The sequence below is a fragment of the Odoribacter sp. N54.MGS-14 genome, from assembly GCF_000980295.1.
Taxonomy (GTDB): Bacteria; Bacteroidota; Bacteroidia; order Bacteroidales; family Marinifilaceae; genus Odoribacter; species Odoribacter splanchnicus.
Genome location: NZ_LARL01000026.1, coordinates 21,701 through 38,143, shown reverse-complemented (window position 1 = coordinate 38,143; position 16,443 = coordinate 21,701). Strand labels below are relative to the sequence as shown.

The 16,443-nt window shown below is 45.7% G+C and carries 13 protein-coding genes; 6 read left to right on the top strand and 7 right to left on the bottom strand.

The window, feature by feature from the left end:
- On the top strand, positions 1 to 874 hold an 874-nt coding region (locus WS42_RS07320; protein ID WP_046450918.1), incomplete at its 5' end, for an ABC transporter ATP-binding protein.
- A gap of 209 nt (positions 875 to 1,083) precedes the next feature.
- Here the strand turns inward: WS42_RS07320 and WS42_RS07315 are convergent.
- The 7 genes from WS42_RS07315 to nadB form a co-directional block, all read right to left on the bottom strand.
- Positions 1,084 to 2,838 (bottom strand): DUF3857 domain-containing protein, encoded by a 1,755-nt coding sequence (locus tag WS42_RS07315; RefSeq protein WP_046450917.1) that lies wholly within the window; start codon positions 2,836 to 2,838, stop codon positions 1,084 to 1,086.
- A gap of 17 nt (positions 2,839 to 2,855) precedes the next feature.
- Positions 2,856 to 4,805 carry a DUF3857 domain-containing protein gene (locus tag WS42_RS07310; RefSeq protein ID WP_022159905.1) on the bottom strand — a complete coding sequence of 650 codons (1,950 nt, stop codon included), beginning with the start codon at positions 4,803 to 4,805 and terminating at the stop codon, positions 2,856 to 2,858.
- Between the two features lie 189 nt (positions 4,806 to 4,994).
- Positions 4,995 to 7,442, bottom strand: coding sequence for a phenylalanine--tRNA ligase subunit beta (gene pheT / locus WS42_RS07305; RefSeq protein ID WP_022159904.1), 2,448 nt, complete (start codon positions 7,440 to 7,442; stop codon positions 4,995 to 4,997).
- Between the two features lie 51 nt (positions 7,443 to 7,493).
- Complete coding sequence (gene nadA / locus WS42_RS07300; protein WP_022159903.1) at positions 7,494 to 8,420, bottom strand: quinolinate synthase NadA; 927 nt, start codon at positions 8,418 to 8,420, stop codon at positions 7,494 to 7,496.
- A 52-nt stretch (positions 8,421 to 8,472) separates the two neighbouring features.
- Complete coding sequence (locus WS42_RS07295; protein ID WP_022159902.1) at positions 8,473 to 8,793, bottom strand: DUF6565 domain-containing protein; 321 nt, start codon at positions 8,791 to 8,793, stop codon at positions 8,473 to 8,475.
- 4 nt (positions 8,794 to 8,797) lie between these two features.
- Positions 8,798 to 9,640: a carboxylating nicotinate-nucleotide diphosphorylase gene (gene nadC, locus WS42_RS07290; protein WP_022159901.1), complete on the bottom strand. Its 843-nt coding sequence runs from the start codon at positions 9,638 to 9,640 to the stop codon at positions 8,798 to 8,800.
- Between the two features lie 13 nt (positions 9,641 to 9,653).
- The gene (gene nadB / locus WS42_RS07285) at positions 9,654 to 11,231 is read right to left on the bottom strand and encodes an L-aspartate oxidase (RefSeq protein ID WP_087382633.1); all 1,578 of its coding nucleotides are present in this window, start codon (positions 11,229 to 11,231) and stop codon (positions 9,654 to 9,656) included.
- A gap of 107 nt (positions 11,232 to 11,338) precedes the next feature.
- On the opposite strand from nadB, the gene WS42_RS07280 reads away from it, so the two are divergent.
- The 5 genes from WS42_RS07280 (at position 11,339) to WS42_RS07260 (ending at position 16,437) form a co-directional block, all read left to right on the top strand.
- The gene (locus WS42_RS07280) at positions 11,339 to 11,890 is read left to right on the top strand and encodes an FKBP-type peptidyl-prolyl cis-trans isomerase (RefSeq protein ID WP_022159899.1); all 552 of its coding nucleotides are present in this window, start codon (positions 11,339 to 11,341) and stop codon (positions 11,888 to 11,890) included.
- Positions 11,891 to 11,917: 27 nt separating this feature from the next.
- Positions 11,918 to 13,000, top strand: a complete 1,083-nt coding sequence (gene aroC / locus WS42_RS07275; RefSeq protein WP_046402365.1) for a chorismate synthase — start codon at positions 11,918 to 11,920, stop codon at positions 12,998 to 13,000.
- A gap of 272 nt (positions 13,001 to 13,272) precedes the next feature.
- A complete protein-coding gene (gene trpB / locus WS42_RS07270; RefSeq protein ID WP_046450916.1) occupies positions 13,273 to 14,466 on the top strand; it encodes a tryptophan synthase subunit beta in 1,194 nt (397 codons plus the stop codon).
- On the top strand, positions 14,463 to 15,866 hold the full coding sequence (locus WS42_RS07265; RefSeq protein ID WP_046450915.1) for an anthranilate synthase component I family protein: 1,404 nt from the start codon (positions 14,463 to 14,465) through the stop codon (positions 15,864 to 15,866). The genes trpB and WS42_RS07265 overlap by 4 nt, the downstream gene beginning before the upstream one ends.
- 4 nt (positions 15,867 to 15,870) lie before the next feature.
- Positions 15,871 to 16,437: an anthranilate synthase component II gene (locus tag WS42_RS07260; RefSeq protein ID WP_046402368.1), complete on the top strand. Its 567-nt coding sequence runs from the start codon at positions 15,871 to 15,873 to the stop codon at positions 16,435 to 16,437.
- Positions 16,438 to 16,443 lie beyond the last annotated feature (6 nt).

Below are 16,443 nucleotides of genomic sequence, written 5' to 3'. Positions count from 1 at the left end.
TTCCCGTGTGTTCGACCCGCTGACTTCCGCCCTGACCAATTTTACCGAGTTCCGCTATTTCTCTATTGCCGGAGGACGCATCCTTTCCTTGATGAAAGAGCCGGAGATGAAGGGAGAACGGCAATCCCCGGCGGCAGGAGACATCGTATTCGAGCATGTGTCGTTTGCCTATCAGGACAAGGAAGTATTACATGATATAACTGTTACGCTTCCGAAGAACTCATTGACGGCTCTTGTAGGTCCTTCAGGAAGTGGGAAAAGCACGGTGATGAAGCTTTGTGCCCGTTTCTACGATCCACAGCAAGGACACCTCTTTTTCAACGGTGTTCCGATGGATGAAATAGCACCTGAAAGCCTGATGAGCCACATCTCTATGGTTTTTCAAGATGTCTGTCTGTTTCAGGATACGATACGCAACAATATCCGCTTCGGTAAAACCGATGCAATGGATGAAGAAATCATCGCTGCCGCCAAGAAAGCCTGTTGCCACGATTTCATAATGCGCTTGCCGCAGGGATACGACACGATGGTAGGCGAAGGTGGTTGTACACTTTCTGGTGGGGAAAAGCAACGTATATCCATCGCACGTGCTATGCTGAAAGACGCACAAATCATTTTGCTGGACGAAGCGACCGCCTCGCTTGACCCTGAAAATGAAGTGGAGATACAGAAAGCCATCGACACGCTTATCAAAGGCCGTACAGTCATAGCCATTGCCCATAGACTCAAAACCATCAAGAAAGCAGACCGGATAATCGTCTTAGATAATGGACAGATAAAGGAAGAAGGAACGCATGATGAACTTATCCGACAAGAAGGACTTTATTCTCATTTGTGGAATATCCAAGAAAGTATCTCAGGGTGGAAACTATAAGATGATATTGTGCAATGGTCCTGTAGTGCTGACGGAAGATGCCGGGTTTTGTGCCGGAAGACCGTTTAATAGTCACAACGGTTACAACAGTAGCAGAAGTTGGGCCTAACCGTTGTAACCTTGGTCGTTCTTTCAACTTTTGTAAAAACGCAAAGGCCTGAGTTCAGTGTCATTTAGAACTCAGGCCTCGGCTTTGGGGCGTTTCGTATTTATTGTACCGTTTTGAAAAGTATCGGTTTACGGGTCCGGTCGGTCCATTCCGTTATCAAAGAACGGAAAGCCGGATATTCGGCCGGCGTTATGAGTTGCTTTTTGATTTGAAGGGCTAGCTCGATGTGGAGACTAGAACCTTCGGAAGTCAGCGTTATTTTGAAACTACCGATAGGGTTATCGATTTTCTTTTCTTGAATCGGTGTACAAAGAGTCAGATTTTCAGGAAGCTGGATATCATAAGAATAATTTTCGTCTACCGAAGCCGGTAAATATAAATTCTTTGACCGGGAAGTGTTGTAATAGGCATAGGATTTTCCCGTTATTCCTTTATAACAGACAGGAAGATAAAAAAAGTAATAATTTTCTTCCTGCTTCAATCCCGCTTTTCCTTTACCGGAAATAGTCGTCGTTTTTTCACCCGGAGTGACAGTATATTCCCGAATACCGGGTAGTAAGGTACCGGCGTAGTTGGAAGTGTAGGGAATCAATAGATTATTGAGGGTAGCTTTGATGTCCATATCGGCTTCTTGTTGGGGAGTGATGACGATAGAAGCCTGATAACCGATCGAAGCGATAGGGGGATCAGGAAGCGATTTCTTCCCTTCGGCTAAATCGACAAGGAAAGTGCAGTCTGTTGCAGCCGGATCGGCATTTTGGACGCTCAACCGATAAGGTCGTCCGTCAGCCTCGGCTAATATGACAAATTCCCGGATCGCATTCAGACCGCAGTTGTCTGTTTCCGAAGGGATGGAATAAGCGGCTGCAGGTACTGCCTTTATTCCGGCAGCCCGTAATAAGTTGGTCATCAAATTAACCTTTTCTATACCAGTTCCATAAGCTGTCCGGATCACTTCGGCCGAAGGACGGAATCGGAAACCGGTTTCAGAGAGGGAGAGCGGACAATCGCTCAGCTCCGTTTGAATATATTGTTGGATACGGGTTATTTTTTCTGAATTCGACTGACATCCCTCGGTTATGAGTTGTACTAACTCCTGGATCTGTGGGGTGGGAGCCGGATCGAATTGCCGGTAAAGGTTTTGTAAAGCCTGTGCAGCTGTGGGATAAGTGGTAAACAGAATTCCGGCCAGATCACCGTTCTGTAAACCGGTACCCTGTTCTCTCGATCGGGCCGGTAGATTGCGGAATGTCCATTTCAGTTGCTGCCTGTCTTGTCGTTGCGATTTTTGGGGTTGCGCTTTTAGCTGAAGAAGGGCATAATGCGGAATAACGGAGGCCGGTAAATTGAAGGTCAGGCTGTATTCCTTTATCGGTGAACTTTCTTCTAATGGTTTGCATACATCGATTGCCGGGAGATACCCTGCCTTGGAAATAACCGAATAATCCAGATAGATCGTAGCTCCTAATTCAAGTCCTGTATGTACGATGACCATTTCTTTCAACCGATTGTAGGCCGGAGCATCCGCTGCACCGGCAGGCAATACTTCGACAAAGGCATTGTCCGGAGTTTGGATCGTCGTTCCATCCTTTTGTTTTACGTAGGCACTATGTATCTTTAATTCCTGAAAATCGGGATTATAAGTGATAAAAGTCTGGCCATAAGTAGAGTTCATCGCTGTATGGGTAAAGAGGGTCAGCTCTTTGTAATAACGATATTCCTGGCTACCGTCCTGATGTAAAGTCCAGGTTTCTGCTAATTTCCGGAATTCCGCTTCGGAAGGGATGGCTGACAAAGAACCGGAGAAAAGGAGGAATATCCAGAAAAACAGGTTTTTTATAGTATTTGTTTTCATATCGGATCTGATCGGATTTATTTATTAATAATCAGGTGATTGCCAAAAGCTTTGTGAGCATTTACGGCAGTACGGAAACCGTTCCAATCCCCGGCTTCATATACTCTTTTTTTCAAGGCCAGTTTTTGGTGTATATCGATTTTATTGTTTTCTTGCCGGATATAGCCTTCAAAATCGGCTGCCGGGCTCTTCCGGTTATCTTCGACGGATTGCACCAGACGATATCCCTGAGGTAACTGAATCGTCTCGTCCAGTTCCACCAAACGGGAACAGCCGTCTTTAAATCCATACTGACGTTCCGGAATATCTGTGTCGATCCGGAGGTATGAGCGAACCTGGTCGTAAAGTCCGTGCATAGTCAAAGGAACCAGCGCCATTTCGTCGTTGCCGATGATTGCATAATCGGGAATTTCATACCAGAATGTGATTTTGATCGGGGCTGCCTGATAGTCTTTGGGATTTTTACCCCAGTCTACTTTCAATAGTTTGGCTTTGGGAGAAATACTCAGCAATTGGCTTTCCATCGAATTTTTCCAGTCGCTTTGCCAGCCGGTAGTGAATATCCGGCGTATATTCAGGTCGGATTGGCCTTCGGCTGTGAGGGTGAATTGTCCGGTTAGTTTACCGTTTTTGTCCAGTTTATTATTGGCTTTGATGCGAAAATAATGGTTTTCGGGAGCGGAAACAGGCGTAATACAAAGATCCGAACCTTCCGGTACACCGGGGAGGTAGTTTTGCTGTTGTTCGGCACTGCTCCAAAGTTCCCGGCAGAAGGGCACCCAGGTCGGGTCTAAAGGCATATAGGTACCGTTGCTTAATTTTACCACTGCAACACAATGGTTGAAATGGTCGGCGGGTATACTTTCCACCCGACTTCCGGCCATAGTCATGGCCGGATAGGCTTCGAAACCTGCCATTCGCAGAAATGAAATCAGACTGCCGGCAATGTCTTTACATACACCGCAACGGTCTGTATAATTCATTTTCGTATTGTGCAGGGTAAACCCTTCTCCTTTTCCCATCGTGATTCCGGCATAGCGGATATTATCGGCAACCCAGTGGGTTAATACGGCGATTTTTTCCATTTCGGTTTTCTTGCCCCGGATGAGCTCATTCACTTTTTGCCGGGCTTCGGGGAGAGGGGCGAAGCTGCCGTAATCTTCGTTGGTTTTATGAAACCAAAGGGATTTATCTTTCCAATGTGGCGTGGAGGACATCATTAATTTGGGAGCGGCATCGTACAGATCGACCATATTGGGTTCACGACGTACGGGCATCATATTATTTTTGGCAAAAGTATAGACTTTACGATCGTTTTCATAACGCATAGAAGAAGCACATTCGCCTTGGTAGAATTGGAATTGCATCTCTTTCTCCCGGGGGAGAGTAACGGAATATACCTTGCGCATGGTCGGGTCGTCACACCAGAAAGGAACAATATCATAAAACTGCCCCCGCATAGGAGGAACGAACCGTTCTTCGTCCGGTTGATCGGTCAGCAGGGCATAGGTGAACCCTTTTTTATGTATTTCGTATTCGATGATATCTCCTGGGTCAAGCCGGCCCAGTTCCAGCATGATTTGCCGGGCTCCCCAATAGATCATCCGTGCCGGAGCCGTATAATCCAGTGTTTTACCGACATCTACCGGACGAACTTCTCCGTTTGCTTTGTAAATATTCACCCGATGAAATTCGGCAAAAGCAGTCAGGGGATCGTAATCGTATTTCAGTACCCGGTTAGCCAAAGCTCCCGACCGGTTCTGCACCAGAATAACCTTGTTGATCGTAAAGGTGCCTGTCCCGCTGGGAGCTACAGAAACGGCGGTACTGTCCAATAGGATGATTTGTCTGGCAGAAGCCAGCTCCCCTCGCTTTTGGGCTTGTTGTTGCAAAGCCCGCCAACTTTGTCCATGAACCGGAAACAAAGCCGGCAGGAGCAGGAGTACACTTAAAAATATTTTGTTCATAAACTGAAAATTTGGTTAACACATTTTTCCAAAAATAGTAATCTTTTTTTGGTTTTTGAAAAAATAGTTCCGAAAGTACGATTGAAATTTGAGTTAATGCCTGCTTCTGTTTGCGATAGGGGTATAAAAAATTACCGGATGAAAAGTAATCGTTCTTTTCATCCGGTAAAATCAGGGCAGACCGGTCGTTTATCTGATCTCAGCGCCTAACTGATGTTTGTAGGTTCCCATCAGTTTATTCATGATCTTATCGATCTGTTTGTCGGTAAGTGTTTTTTCATCGTCCTGCAACGTGAAGCTGATCGCATAAGATTTTTTACCGGCTCCCAGCTTTTCACCTTCGTAAACGTCGAATAAGGTCACTGATTTCAACAGGCTTTTTTCTGTCCGGAAAGCAATGTCACGCACCTCTTTAAAACTGATTTTTTTGTCGAGTAGTAAGGCCAGGTCGCGTTTAACCGCCGGGAACTTAGGCATAGGAGTAAAGGTGATCGTATGGTTTTTAATCGCTTTCAGTATATTTTCCCAGGAAAACTCGGCATAATAAACCTCCTGTTCGATATCGTTCGATTTCAAAACTTTATGACTCAGCATGCCGATTGTGACGATGTGCTTACCGTTTTGTGTATAGCTTATCCCTTCGCGGTAAATATCGGCACTACATTCTTCTAAAGTCAGCATTTCGGTTTTGAATCCCAAACGGATCAGGATCATCTCGGCATAACTCTTGAGATTGAAGAAATCGGTCTTTTGTTCTTTACTGTTCCAGGAAGCCTGGATTTTATCACCCGTAATGAAAAGGGCCAGTTTATCTTCTTCTTTGTATTGTTTCAGGTGATTTTCGCCTTCTTTTTTGTGGAAGGTATAAGCTTTTCCGAATTCGAAGAGACGTAAATTGCTGTTTTTGCGGTTAATATTATAGGCGATCGTCTCCAGCCCTCCGAATAGCAGGCTTTGCCGCATAGCGCTCAGGTCTGAGCTGAGCGGATTGAACAACATAACCGTTTCTTCGGGACGATAAGTCTCCAGATGCTCGTAATAAGAAGCTTTGGTCAATGAGTTGTTCATGATTTCATTAAAACCGTTAGCGGCCAATAAATCTGCAATTTTATTTTTCAATTGGAAATCATCCGGTTTTTCGCTGTAACTCAGAGTAGAGTTTACTTTAGCCGGAACTTCGATATTGTTGAAGCCGTATATTCTTAAAATATCCTCGATCACGTCTGCTTCGCGGCGAACATCCACCCGATAAGGGGGGATCTGCAACGAAAGCCCTTCGGTATCTTCTTTTACAATCTTTATTTCCAGAGCATTCAGGATTTTTTTGATCGTATCTTGTCCGATTTTTTTGCCGATTAGACGATCGATGTGGGCATACTTTACTTCGACTTCGAAATCGGCTACCGGATTCGGGTAGATGTCGATGATTTCGGACGTAATCTTTCCGCCACCCAGTTCTTTGATCAATAAGGCAGCCCGTTTGAGGGCATAAATAACGATGTTCGGATCGGTGCCTCTTTCAAAACGGAAAGAAGCGTCGGTATTCAGCCCATGACGACGTGCTGTCTTCCGTACGAATACCGGATCGAAACAGGCACTTTCGAGGAATACATTGGTCGTAGCTTCGGTGATACCGCTTTCCAATCCACCGAATACTCCGGCAATACACATCGGTTCTTCGGTATTGCATACCATCAGGTCGTTCTCGTTCAGTTCACGTTCGACACCGTCGAGTGTTGTGAATCTGGTACCTGTCGGAAAACTACGGACGATCACTTTATTTCCTTTGATTTTATCTTTATCGAAAGAGTGCAGGGGTTGTCCCAGCTCGAAAAGAATGAAATTCGTAATATCTACCACATTGTTGATCGGGTGTAAACCGATGGCTTTCAAACGCGTTTGCAACCACTCGGGAGATTCCTGAACTTTAACTCCTTCGATACATACTCCGGCATATCGGGGACAAGCTTCCGGACGCTGCACTTCGATCGAGATTCCGGCAGTATTGCTGTCGGCTGCAAAGTGAGCTACGGAAGGAAGGGTATAATGAATCTCCTGGGTTTGCTGTAAATAGGCAGCTAAATCACGGGCTACTCCAAGGTGAGAAGCGCCGTCTACCCGGTTGGGAGTAATATCGATCTCGATGGTGTAATCGGTTGTAATGTGATAATATTCGGCAGCTGGCATACCTACCCGGGCATCCGACGGAAGTACGATAATCCCCGCATGATCGTGACCGATACCGATTTCATCTTCGGCACAAATCATTCCTTCGGATTCCTGTCCTCTGATTTTTGATTTTTTGATGGTAAATTCTTTGTCTCCATCGTAAAGTACCGTCCCGATGGTGGCCACTACCACTTTTTGTCCGGCAGCTACATTAGGAGCTCCGCAAACAATGGGGGTAAGGCGTCCGTCTCCTAAATCTACCGTTGTCAGGTGTAAATGATCGGAATCCGGATGGGCTTCACAAGTTTTTACTTCGCCGATCACCAGACCTCTCAAACCACCCCGGATAGATTCGAATTTTTCATATCCGCCCACTTCGAGCCCGATACTGGTCAATATTTCGCAGACTTTTTCGACACTCAAATCTATTTTCAGGTATTCTTTCAGCCAATTTAAAGATATATTCATAGTTTTTGATTTTCTGATAGTTTATATTCCTGTTTTGGGAATACAGCTGTTTTATTTGATTTGTAACATTCTCTCGATAGGGGCCCAGGCTCTCTGACGGATATCTTCAGCCACTTCGACTACGTATTGCTCTTTCTCCAAAGCTTCCTGTACCGATTCCAGCGTTACTTTTTTCATTTGTCCACAAATGGTTTTAGGATGAACCGGAATAAATTCTTTGTCCGGATTATCGTTTTTCAGTTTATGGATGGTTTCTATTTCTGTGGCAATGATAAATTGCTTTTTGTCCGACCGGCTTGCATGCCTGATCATTCCTGCCGTCGAGTACATATAAGCTTGAGGAAGATTTAAAATGGCCTCGTCGTGTGAACAGTGGCTCTCGGGGTGAATGAGGATATCTGCCTGAGGATAGTCCCGGCTTTTTTCCAGGATCATGTCGGTGGTGATGCGTTCGTGTACACAACAATCTCCATGCCAGAGTTCCATTTCCCGTCCGGTAACTTTCCTGATCCAGGCTCCCAGGTTTTTGTCCGGTACAAACAAGATCTTACGATCTGGAGGAATGCTTTGTACGACTTTCAGGGCATTGGCCGAAGTGCAGCAAATATCCGTCCAGGCCTTCACTTCGGCTGTCGTGTTGACGTAACTTACAATAATCCCGTCAGGATTGGCTTTTTTCCATTCCCGCAATTCATAACCGGTAATGCTTTCAGCCAGTGAACATCCGGCTCCTAAAGCCGGAATCAGGATCTTTTTGTCCGGAGAAATGATCGCTGCGGTCTCCGCCATAAAATGCACACCGCAAAAAACGATAATCCGGGCATCCGTTTTCCCGGCTTCCTGGGATAATCCCAGTGAATCCCCCAGATAGTCTGCTATATCCTGAACCTCCGGACGAGTATAGTAATGTGCCAGAATAACGGCATTTTTTTCTTTTTTTAGTTGCCGGATTCTGTCAATAATCTCTGTATTCGTCATAACATATTAATTTTCCGCTTCAAAGATAACAAAGAAAGATAAAAAGGTGAAATTATTTAATCTTCATTTCTTCCTGAATTTTTTTACTCTCCCGTTTTAGAATGAGCGTTGAAAATTTAGATTTTAAAATACTGATGGATATTTTTTCGTTTACACTCAATTCCTCTTTAAACTGTTCGTAATATTTTTCTGTATAATCGTTGAACCGGGCCTGTATTTTTTCCCATTCAGGATCGGACAGGGTGGTACAGTTTTTTTCTGTTTGGGTGATAAACTTTTCGAAGTCTTTTAAATAGCTGTCTTTGTTCATACTACATTGACAGAAAATCAATACAAGACATCCGATGATAAATAATTTGAGTGCTGATTTCATGAAATTAGTTTTTTTGAATATTCATACTGATGTCCAAAGCCGTTACGGAGTGAGTTAAGGCACCGACGCTGATAAAGTCGACTCCGGTGGCTGCCACTTCTTTTAAACGGGGAATACTCATATTTCCGGAAGCTTCGGTTTTGGCCTGTCCGTGAATGATTTTCACCGCTTCGGCCATCTCGGCGTTACTCATATTGTCCAGCATGATAATATCGGCATGCATAGCGAGGGCTTCGCGCACTTCGGCCAGATTGGTCGTTTCTACTTCGATTTTGATACCGGCCGGAATATGGGCTCTGACCGCATTGACCGCATTGGTAATTCCTCCGGCCACCTTAATGTGGTTGTCTTTGATCATGGCCATATCGTATAATCCCATCCGGTGGTTGGTCGCTCCTCCGTCTTTAACGGCCATTTTGTCCAATACCCGTAAGCCCGGAGCTGTTTTCCGGGTGTCCAGTAATTGGGTGTGAGTACCGGCTAATTCTTCGACGTATCTGGCCGTTTCCGTAGCGATGCCCGACATGCGTTGCAAGATGTTCAGCGAAAGCCTTTCTCCTAATAAGAGGCAACGGTAGCTGGCTTCGATACGCAGGATAATATCGCCTTTTTTTACCCGATCCCCGTCTTTTACTTTGGCGTCCCAAAGGATGTCTTTCTCGAATTTTTCATACACCCGTTTGGCTATCGCCAGTCCGGAAATTACACCGTCGGCTTTCATTTTCATTTCTGCAACGGCCCGGGAATGAGCCGGGATGATGGAGTTGGTCGTTACATCTCCGGTAGCGATGTCTTCCTCTATGGCGAGGTCGATCAGGCGGTCGATTAATTGGTCGTATTGTGTCATTTTATAGTGATTTTCAGTTTAAAGACTTTTTAGTATTGACAGGTAGGGTACGGAGGTCTTTTTCTTTCTGTTGTACGATATGAAAAAGATAGGAAGCATCGCTACAGGGATAATCTTCCCGGAAATGTCCTCCACGGCTTTCCTGACGGTAAAGGGCAGAACGGATAATCAACCTGGCAACTGTAATCAGGTTACGGCAAATCAGGGTGTAATATTCGTTTATTTCCCGGGGCAGATTGTCTTCCAGACTTTCCAATTCGTTCAATCCCTGTTTCAGTTTTTCTGCATTCCGGATGATGCCGGCATAATCGGTCATTATCCGCGAAATCTCTTTTTTCAAATGGACATAAAGCGCAGCATAATTGTCATTGCAATGATAGATCGGTTTGAATACCTGGGTAGGAGAGGTTTTCAGATTTTTCCGTGAAGCCTCGATGGCCCGTTTCCCGAATACCAGACATTCGATCAACGAGTTGGAGGCGAGCCGATTGGCTCCCATGATTCCCGAAGAGGCCAGTTCGCCGCAGATAAACAGACGTTTGATGTTGGTCTGTCCATGGGTGTCCGTCCTCACTCCCCCTACCATATAATGAGCTGCCGGTGCTACGGGGATCCGGTCGCACATATCGATACCCAATTCCTGGCATTTTTCATAAATATTCGGAAAGCGGTGTTTCACCACCTGAGGATCGAGGTGTTTGAGGGACAACCAGACGTACTCCTGATCGTATTTCAGCATCTGGCGGTAAATAGATTGAGCGACGATATCCCGGGGGGCCAGTTCGGCCAATTCGTGAATCGCCGGCATAAAGCGTTCTCCGTTTTGATCGATCAGATAAGCCCCTTCACCCCGGACTGCCTCACTGATTAGAAATGCCTCTTCCGATTCGGTATAGATGGCCGAAGGATGAAATTGAATGAATTCCATATCGGCGATTTCACAACCTGCATTAAAAGCCAGAGCAAGTCCGTCTCCGATCGTGGTATGCGGATTGGTGGTCCGTTTGTAAATAGCCGAAGTGCCTCCTAAAGTGAGGAAGGTATTGTCGGCATAAAACAGTTCTTCGCTTTCTGTCACTAAATTCCAGGCCCGTACGCCGTAACATTCCTGATTTTCCTGAAGGATACCGATCACGGAATGATTTTCGAAAATATCTATCTTCGGATTATTGATGACTTTGCTGATCATAAAACTGGTCACCATACGTCCTGTCGCGTCACCGCCGGCATGAAGAATTCTTTTCCGGTGATGTCCGCCTTCCAACCCCAAGGCGAGGCTGCCGTCTTCCATATCGAAATGCATACCTGCCTCTATGAGTTCATGTATCCGTTGCGGACCTTCGTTCACTAAAATATCGACAGCTGGGTAATCGCAAAGCCCGCGTCCGGCAATAATCGTGTCCTCGAAGTGAAGTGCAGGAGCATCGTCTTCGTCTGTAACGGCGGCGATTCCACCCTGTGCAAAATAAGAGTTGCTCTCTGTAATACCGGATTTGGTCAGCAAAGCAACTTTTCCATAAGCGGCAGCGTGATAGGCCGTGTAAAGCCCTGCCAATCCACTCCCTGCTATAATATAATCGTAATGGCGCATCTTCAAAAAATGTAAATTAGTGCGAAAGTACCATTTTTTTGGAAATAGGGGAGAAATTTTTCAATTATTTTATCGTACTTTTGTGCAAAACCAAATCAATAAAAAGAATGATTACGAAAAATAAGATGGTATCCGTAAGTTACGAATTAAGAACGGAACAAAACGGAGAGTTACTCGAAGCAGCAGGTGCAGACCGGCCCTTGGATTTTATCTGTGGACAAGGGCAGACTTTAGAATATTTTGAAATGAACCTTCTGGATAAAAATGAAGGGGATAAATTCGATTTCAGCATTCCGGCAGCCCATGCTTATGGACTGGTGAACGAAGATATGATTGTGGATTTACCCCAGGAAATATTTAAAGATGTAGAAGCTGAAGAGATGGTGGTCGGCCATGTTTTACCGATGATGGATAGTGTCGGAAGACGTTTGCAGGGCAAGATCCTGTCTATCGGTGACGAGGAAGTACGTATCGATTTTAATCATCCCCTGGCCGGTAAAGATTTGTTTTTCAAGGGTGAGATATTAGGTGTCCGTGATGCAACGGATGAAGAACTGGAAGCTTTACATTCGCATAAATGCGGGGGGTGTAGTGGCTGTGGTTCTGAAGGAGGTTGCGGATCCCACGACGAGGGCTGCGGATGCGGAGGATGTCACTAAATATATAAGGAATACTTTCTACTTTTTATGTCCGGTAATTCTATAGGAAAATTTTTTCGGCTGATGTCGTTCGGAGAGTCACACGGTAGTGCTGTTGGAGGGGTTATCGACGGTTGTCCGGCAGGAATCGCCTTGTCTGCTGATTTTATTCAAGGTGAGTTGAACCGGCGGCGGCCCGGTCAGTCGGAGGTTTCTACCCCCCGGAAGGAAGAAGACACCGTAGAGATTCTTTCCGGAATATTTGAAGGAAAATCTACCGGCATGCCGATCGGATTTCTGGTGAGAAATCAGAATCAGAATAGTAAGGATTATAATCATCTGAAAGATTTATACCGTCCTTCTCATGCCGATTATACCTGGGAAAAGAAATACGGTATCCGGGATTATCGGGGAGGCGGACGTTCGTCGGCCCGGGAACACATTGCCCGAGTCGTTGCCGGGGCTGTTGCCAAACAGGTGTTGGCCGGTTACGGGATAAGCATTCGGGCATATACTTCACAAGTCGGACCGATTGCTGTTACCCGGCCTTATCAGGAGTTGCCCTTGGAGCGGGCAGAAGATAACATCGTACGTTGTCCTGACGCCGGGATTGCTGAAGAAATGATTGCATTGATCCGGCAGCTGCGGGATGAAGGGGATAGTGTCGGTGGAATAGTCAGTTGTGTGATTCAGGGGGTACCTGCCGGGTTAGGCGAACCGGTGTTCGACCGTTTTCAGGCAAGACTGGCGCATGCAATGATGAGTATCAACGCAACCAAAGGTTTTGAATACGGAAGCGGATTTGCAGCAGCCTCTATGCAGGGAAGCGGGCATAACGATTCTTTTGTCATGAAAGGAAGTGAAGTACACACGGTGACGAATCGCTCGGGAGGTATACAGGGGGGCGTGACGAACGGAGAAGATATCTATTTCCGGGTAGCTTTCAAGCCGGTCGCCACTATTATGAAACGTCAGGAAACGGTGACACGTGATGGGAAAGAAGTTACTCTGGAAGCACACGGACGCCATGATCCTTGTGTTATTCCCCGCGCTGTGCCTGTAGTCGAAGCTATGGCGGCTATCGTTGTTTTGGATATGCTGCTCGAGGCCCGGACCGATTGGGGCCGTTGATTTATTTTTGAAGAAAAATCTTTCCGATTGTTTGATTTTAGAAAAAAGTTTTTCATCTTTGCTCCGTTGAAAAGAACAAAATATGAATTTATTACTGACAAATAAAGCATGGTGGTGGCGCCTTTCGGGAATAAACCGGTGGGACGCACGCTTTATGATGTCTGGTCAGTAATATCAGTGAAGGAACTATATTATCAGCATATGGAGGCTATCGGAACACCGGTAGCCTTTTTTGTTTTTTGTCCTTAATGAAAATTCCAAAAGTAAATCATATGAAAAATTTTAATGTAAACGACCAGGGGTTTTACGGTAGGTTTGGTGGTGCTTATGTTCCTGAAATTTTACATGCGAATGTAGAAAAATTACGTGAATGTTATTTGCGGGAAATGGAAGATGAGTCTTTTCAGCAGGAGTTCAGGCTATTATTAAGGGATTATGTCGGTCGTCCCAGTCCGCTTTATTATGCCCGTCGGCTGAGTGAAAAGTACGGTACCCGGATTTATCTCAAGCGCGAGGATCTGAATCATACCGGAGCCCACAAGATCAACAATACGATCGGTCAGATTCTATTGGCCCGGCGTATGGGAAAGAAGAGGATCATTGCCGAAACCGGAGCCGGGCAGCACGGAGTAGCGACGGCTACTGTATGTGCCCTGATGAATATGGAATGTATCGTTTATATGGGAGCGACCGATGTGGTCCGGCAACAACCTAATGTTGAAAAAATGGAGATGTTGGGAGCGAAGGTGGTAGCTGTTGAAAGTGGCAATAAAACGCTGAAAGATGCCACCAACGAAGCGATCCGCGACTGGTGTTGTAACCCCGCGGATACTTATTATATCATCGGGTCGACAGTGGGACCTCACCCTTATCCGGATATGGTGGCTCGTTTTCAGTCGGTGATCAGCGAAGAGATCAGAAAGCAATTGTTGGAAAAAGAAGGAAGGGAAGAACCCGATTATGTAATAGCTTGCGTGGGAGGAGGAAGTAATGCTGCCGGGGCTTTCTACCATTTTCTGCATTCTCCCGAAGTTGGGTTGATTGCTGCCGAGGCTGCCGGAAAAGGTTTGGGAAGCGGAGAGTCGGCAGCTACGATCCATTTGGGAAAAGAAGGTATTATCCATGGAAGCTGTACGTTGGTGATGCAAACGGACGACGGACAGATTGTCGAACCCTATTCTGTTTCTGCCGGACTGGATTATCCGGGAATCGGCCCTTTACATGCATTTCTGGCAGAAGAAAAACGCGCTGAAGTATTGGCTGTTACGGACGAAGAAGCGTTGAATGCCGCTTTTTGCCTGACAGAAATGGAAGGTATCATCCCGGCTTTGGAATCGGCCCATGCCCTGGCAGTTCTGGAACAAAAAACATTCCGGCCGGAAGAGATCGTTGTCATTAATTTGTCCGGTCGGGGTGATAAAGATATACAGACCTACAAAAGGATGAATAAATTTTTACACTTATGAAATATAGAATTAAAACAATCACCCGTATTCTTCCGGCCGACTTGCAGACTCCTGTGGGAATTTACCTGAAGGTACGCGACTTATTTCCACAATCGGCTTTGCTGGAAAGTTCGGATTATCATACGACTCAAAATAGTTTTTCTTTTATCGGCGTGGAACCGATGGCCGATTTTTCGGTAACGAAGGAACAGATCGTACGTCGTTTTCCCGATGGCCGGCAACTGACGGATGCTCTTACAGAAGGCGTGGATGTTATCGAAATCCTGAAAGATTATATCGCTTCGTTCGAGACCGAAACAAACCTGACCGGGATCAACGGTTTTTTCGGGTATACGGCCTATGATGCCGTACGTTATTTTGAAGCTGTCCGTATCCGGAAGAAAGAAGAGAAGTTTGCTGAAATACCTGATATGATGTATATATTATACCGGTATATTATTGTAGTCGATCATTTTAAAAATCAGATGACGATCGTTGAAAATTTACCGGAAGGGCAGTATTCCCATATGCCGGAACTTATTGATGTCATTCATAACAATAATATGGCTCGGTATGGTTTCGAGGCGTTGCACGATACCGGTTCTCCGATTAGCGACGAGCAGTATATGGAAATGGTGAAAAGGGGTATTCGGCATACCCAAAGGGGAGACGTATTTCAGATTGTACTCTCGCGTCGTTTCAGCCGTGGATTTCGGGGAGATGATTTTAATGTATACCGGGCCTTGCGGTGTATAAATCCTTCTCCATATCTGTATTATTTTGATTTCGGCCATTTTCGCATTTTCGGTTCCTCTCCCGAGACTCATCTGCGTGTTGCCGGAGGTAAAGCTTATATCGATCCGATAGCCGGTACTTTCCGCCGTACAGGAGACGATATCCGGGATTCGGAATTGGCCCGTAAATTATTGGAAGATGAGAAAGAAAATGCCGAACATATCATGTTGGTCGACCTGGCACGTAATGATCTGAGCCGCGGGGCTGGTCAGGTAAAGATCGAGTTCTTGCGCCAGATCCAATATTATTCGCATGTGATTCATATGGTGTCGAGAGTGAGTGCTTGCGTTTCCGAAAATACCGATATTTTGCGGCTCTTTGCGGATACTTTTCCTGCCGGTACGCTCAGCGGTGCTCCCAAAGTCAGGGCGATGCAACTGATCGATGACATAGAACCTCATAGTCGCGGGATTTATGGGGGCTGTGTCGGCTATATCGGTTTTCAGGGAGAATTGAACCAGGCCATTACGATCCGGAGCTTTCTGAGTTACGGTAACCGGCTTTATGCTCAGGCCGGAGCGGGGATTGTAGCGCACTCTTCGCCTGAAAGTGAATTGCAGGAATTGAATAATAAATTGGGGGCTTTGATGAAAGCGGTGGAAATGAGTGAAAAGGTTAAAAATTGAACTTATGGAAAAAATATTGATACTCGACAACTACGATTCGTTTACTTATAATATTGTTCACCTCTTACATGAATTGGGAGCCGAAGTGGATATAGCCAGAAATGACCGGATTTCGGTGGAGGAAGCCGGCCGATACAACCGGATTATTTTGTCTCCGGGGCCGGGAATTCCAAGTGAAGCCGGAATATTACCCGAAGTTGTGAAGCGTTATGCGGCTGAAAAATCAATCCTGGGGATTTGTCTGGGTGAACAGGCCATCGGGGAGTGTTTCGGCGCTGAATTGGAGAATCTGCCGGAAGTTTTTCATGGTATTTGTACACCGGTGCGGGTGATTGCCGAAGAAAAGATGTTCTCCGGTCTGGGCGAAAGTTTTGATGTAGGCAGGTATCATTCCTGGGTAGTAAGTCGGAAGAATCTGCCTGAATGTCTTACAGTTACCGCTGAGGATGCTGCAGGCAGAATTATGGCCCTGTCTCATAAAAGCTATGATGTTCGCGGCCTTCAGTTTCATCCGGAATCGATTTTGACTCCTATGGGGAAAATGATGATGGCGAATTGGTTGCATGCTTGAAGTAAA

Coding starts and splice junctions, on each gene's coding strand:
- WS42_RS07315 (WP_046450917.1), bottom strand. CDS start 2,838: ATGAAAACAAATACTATAAAAAACCTGTTTTTCTGGATATTCCTCCTT.
- WS42_RS07310 (WP_022159905.1), bottom strand. CDS start 4,805: ATGAACAAAATATTTTTAAGTGTACTCCTGCTCCTGCCGGCTTTGTTT.
- pheT (WP_022159904.1), bottom strand. CDS start 7,442: ATGAATATATCTTTAAATTGGCTGAAAGAATACCTGAAAATAGATTTG.
- nadA (WP_022159903.1), bottom strand. CDS start 8,420: ATGACGAATACAGAGATTATTGACAGAATCCGGCAACTAAAAAAAGAA.
- WS42_RS07295 (WP_022159902.1), bottom strand. CDS start 8,793: ATGAAATCAGCACTCAAATTATTTATCATCGGATGTCTTGTATTGATT.
- nadC (WP_022159901.1), bottom strand. CDS start 9,640: ATGACACAATACGACCAATTAATCGACCGCCTGATCGACCTCGCCATA.
- nadB (WP_087382633.1), bottom strand. CDS start 11,231: ATGCGCCATTACGATTATATTATAGCAGGGAGTGGATTGGCAGGGCTT.
- WS42_RS07280 (WP_022159899.1), top strand. CDS start 11,339: ATGATTACGAAAAATAAGATGGTATCCGTAAGTTACGAATTAAGAACG.
- aroC (WP_046402365.1), top strand. CDS start 11,918: ATGTCCGGTAATTCTATAGGAAAATTTTTTCGGCTGATGTCGTTCGGA.
- trpB (WP_046450916.1), top strand. CDS start 13,273: ATGAAAAATTTTAATGTAAACGACCAGGGGTTTTACGGTAGGTTTGGT.
- WS42_RS07265 (WP_046450915.1), top strand. CDS start 14,463: ATGAAATATAGAATTAAAACAATCACCCGTATTCTTCCGGCCGACTTG.
- WS42_RS07260 (WP_046402368.1), top strand. CDS start 15,871: ATGGAAAAAATATTGATACTCGACAACTACGATTCGTTTACTTATAAT.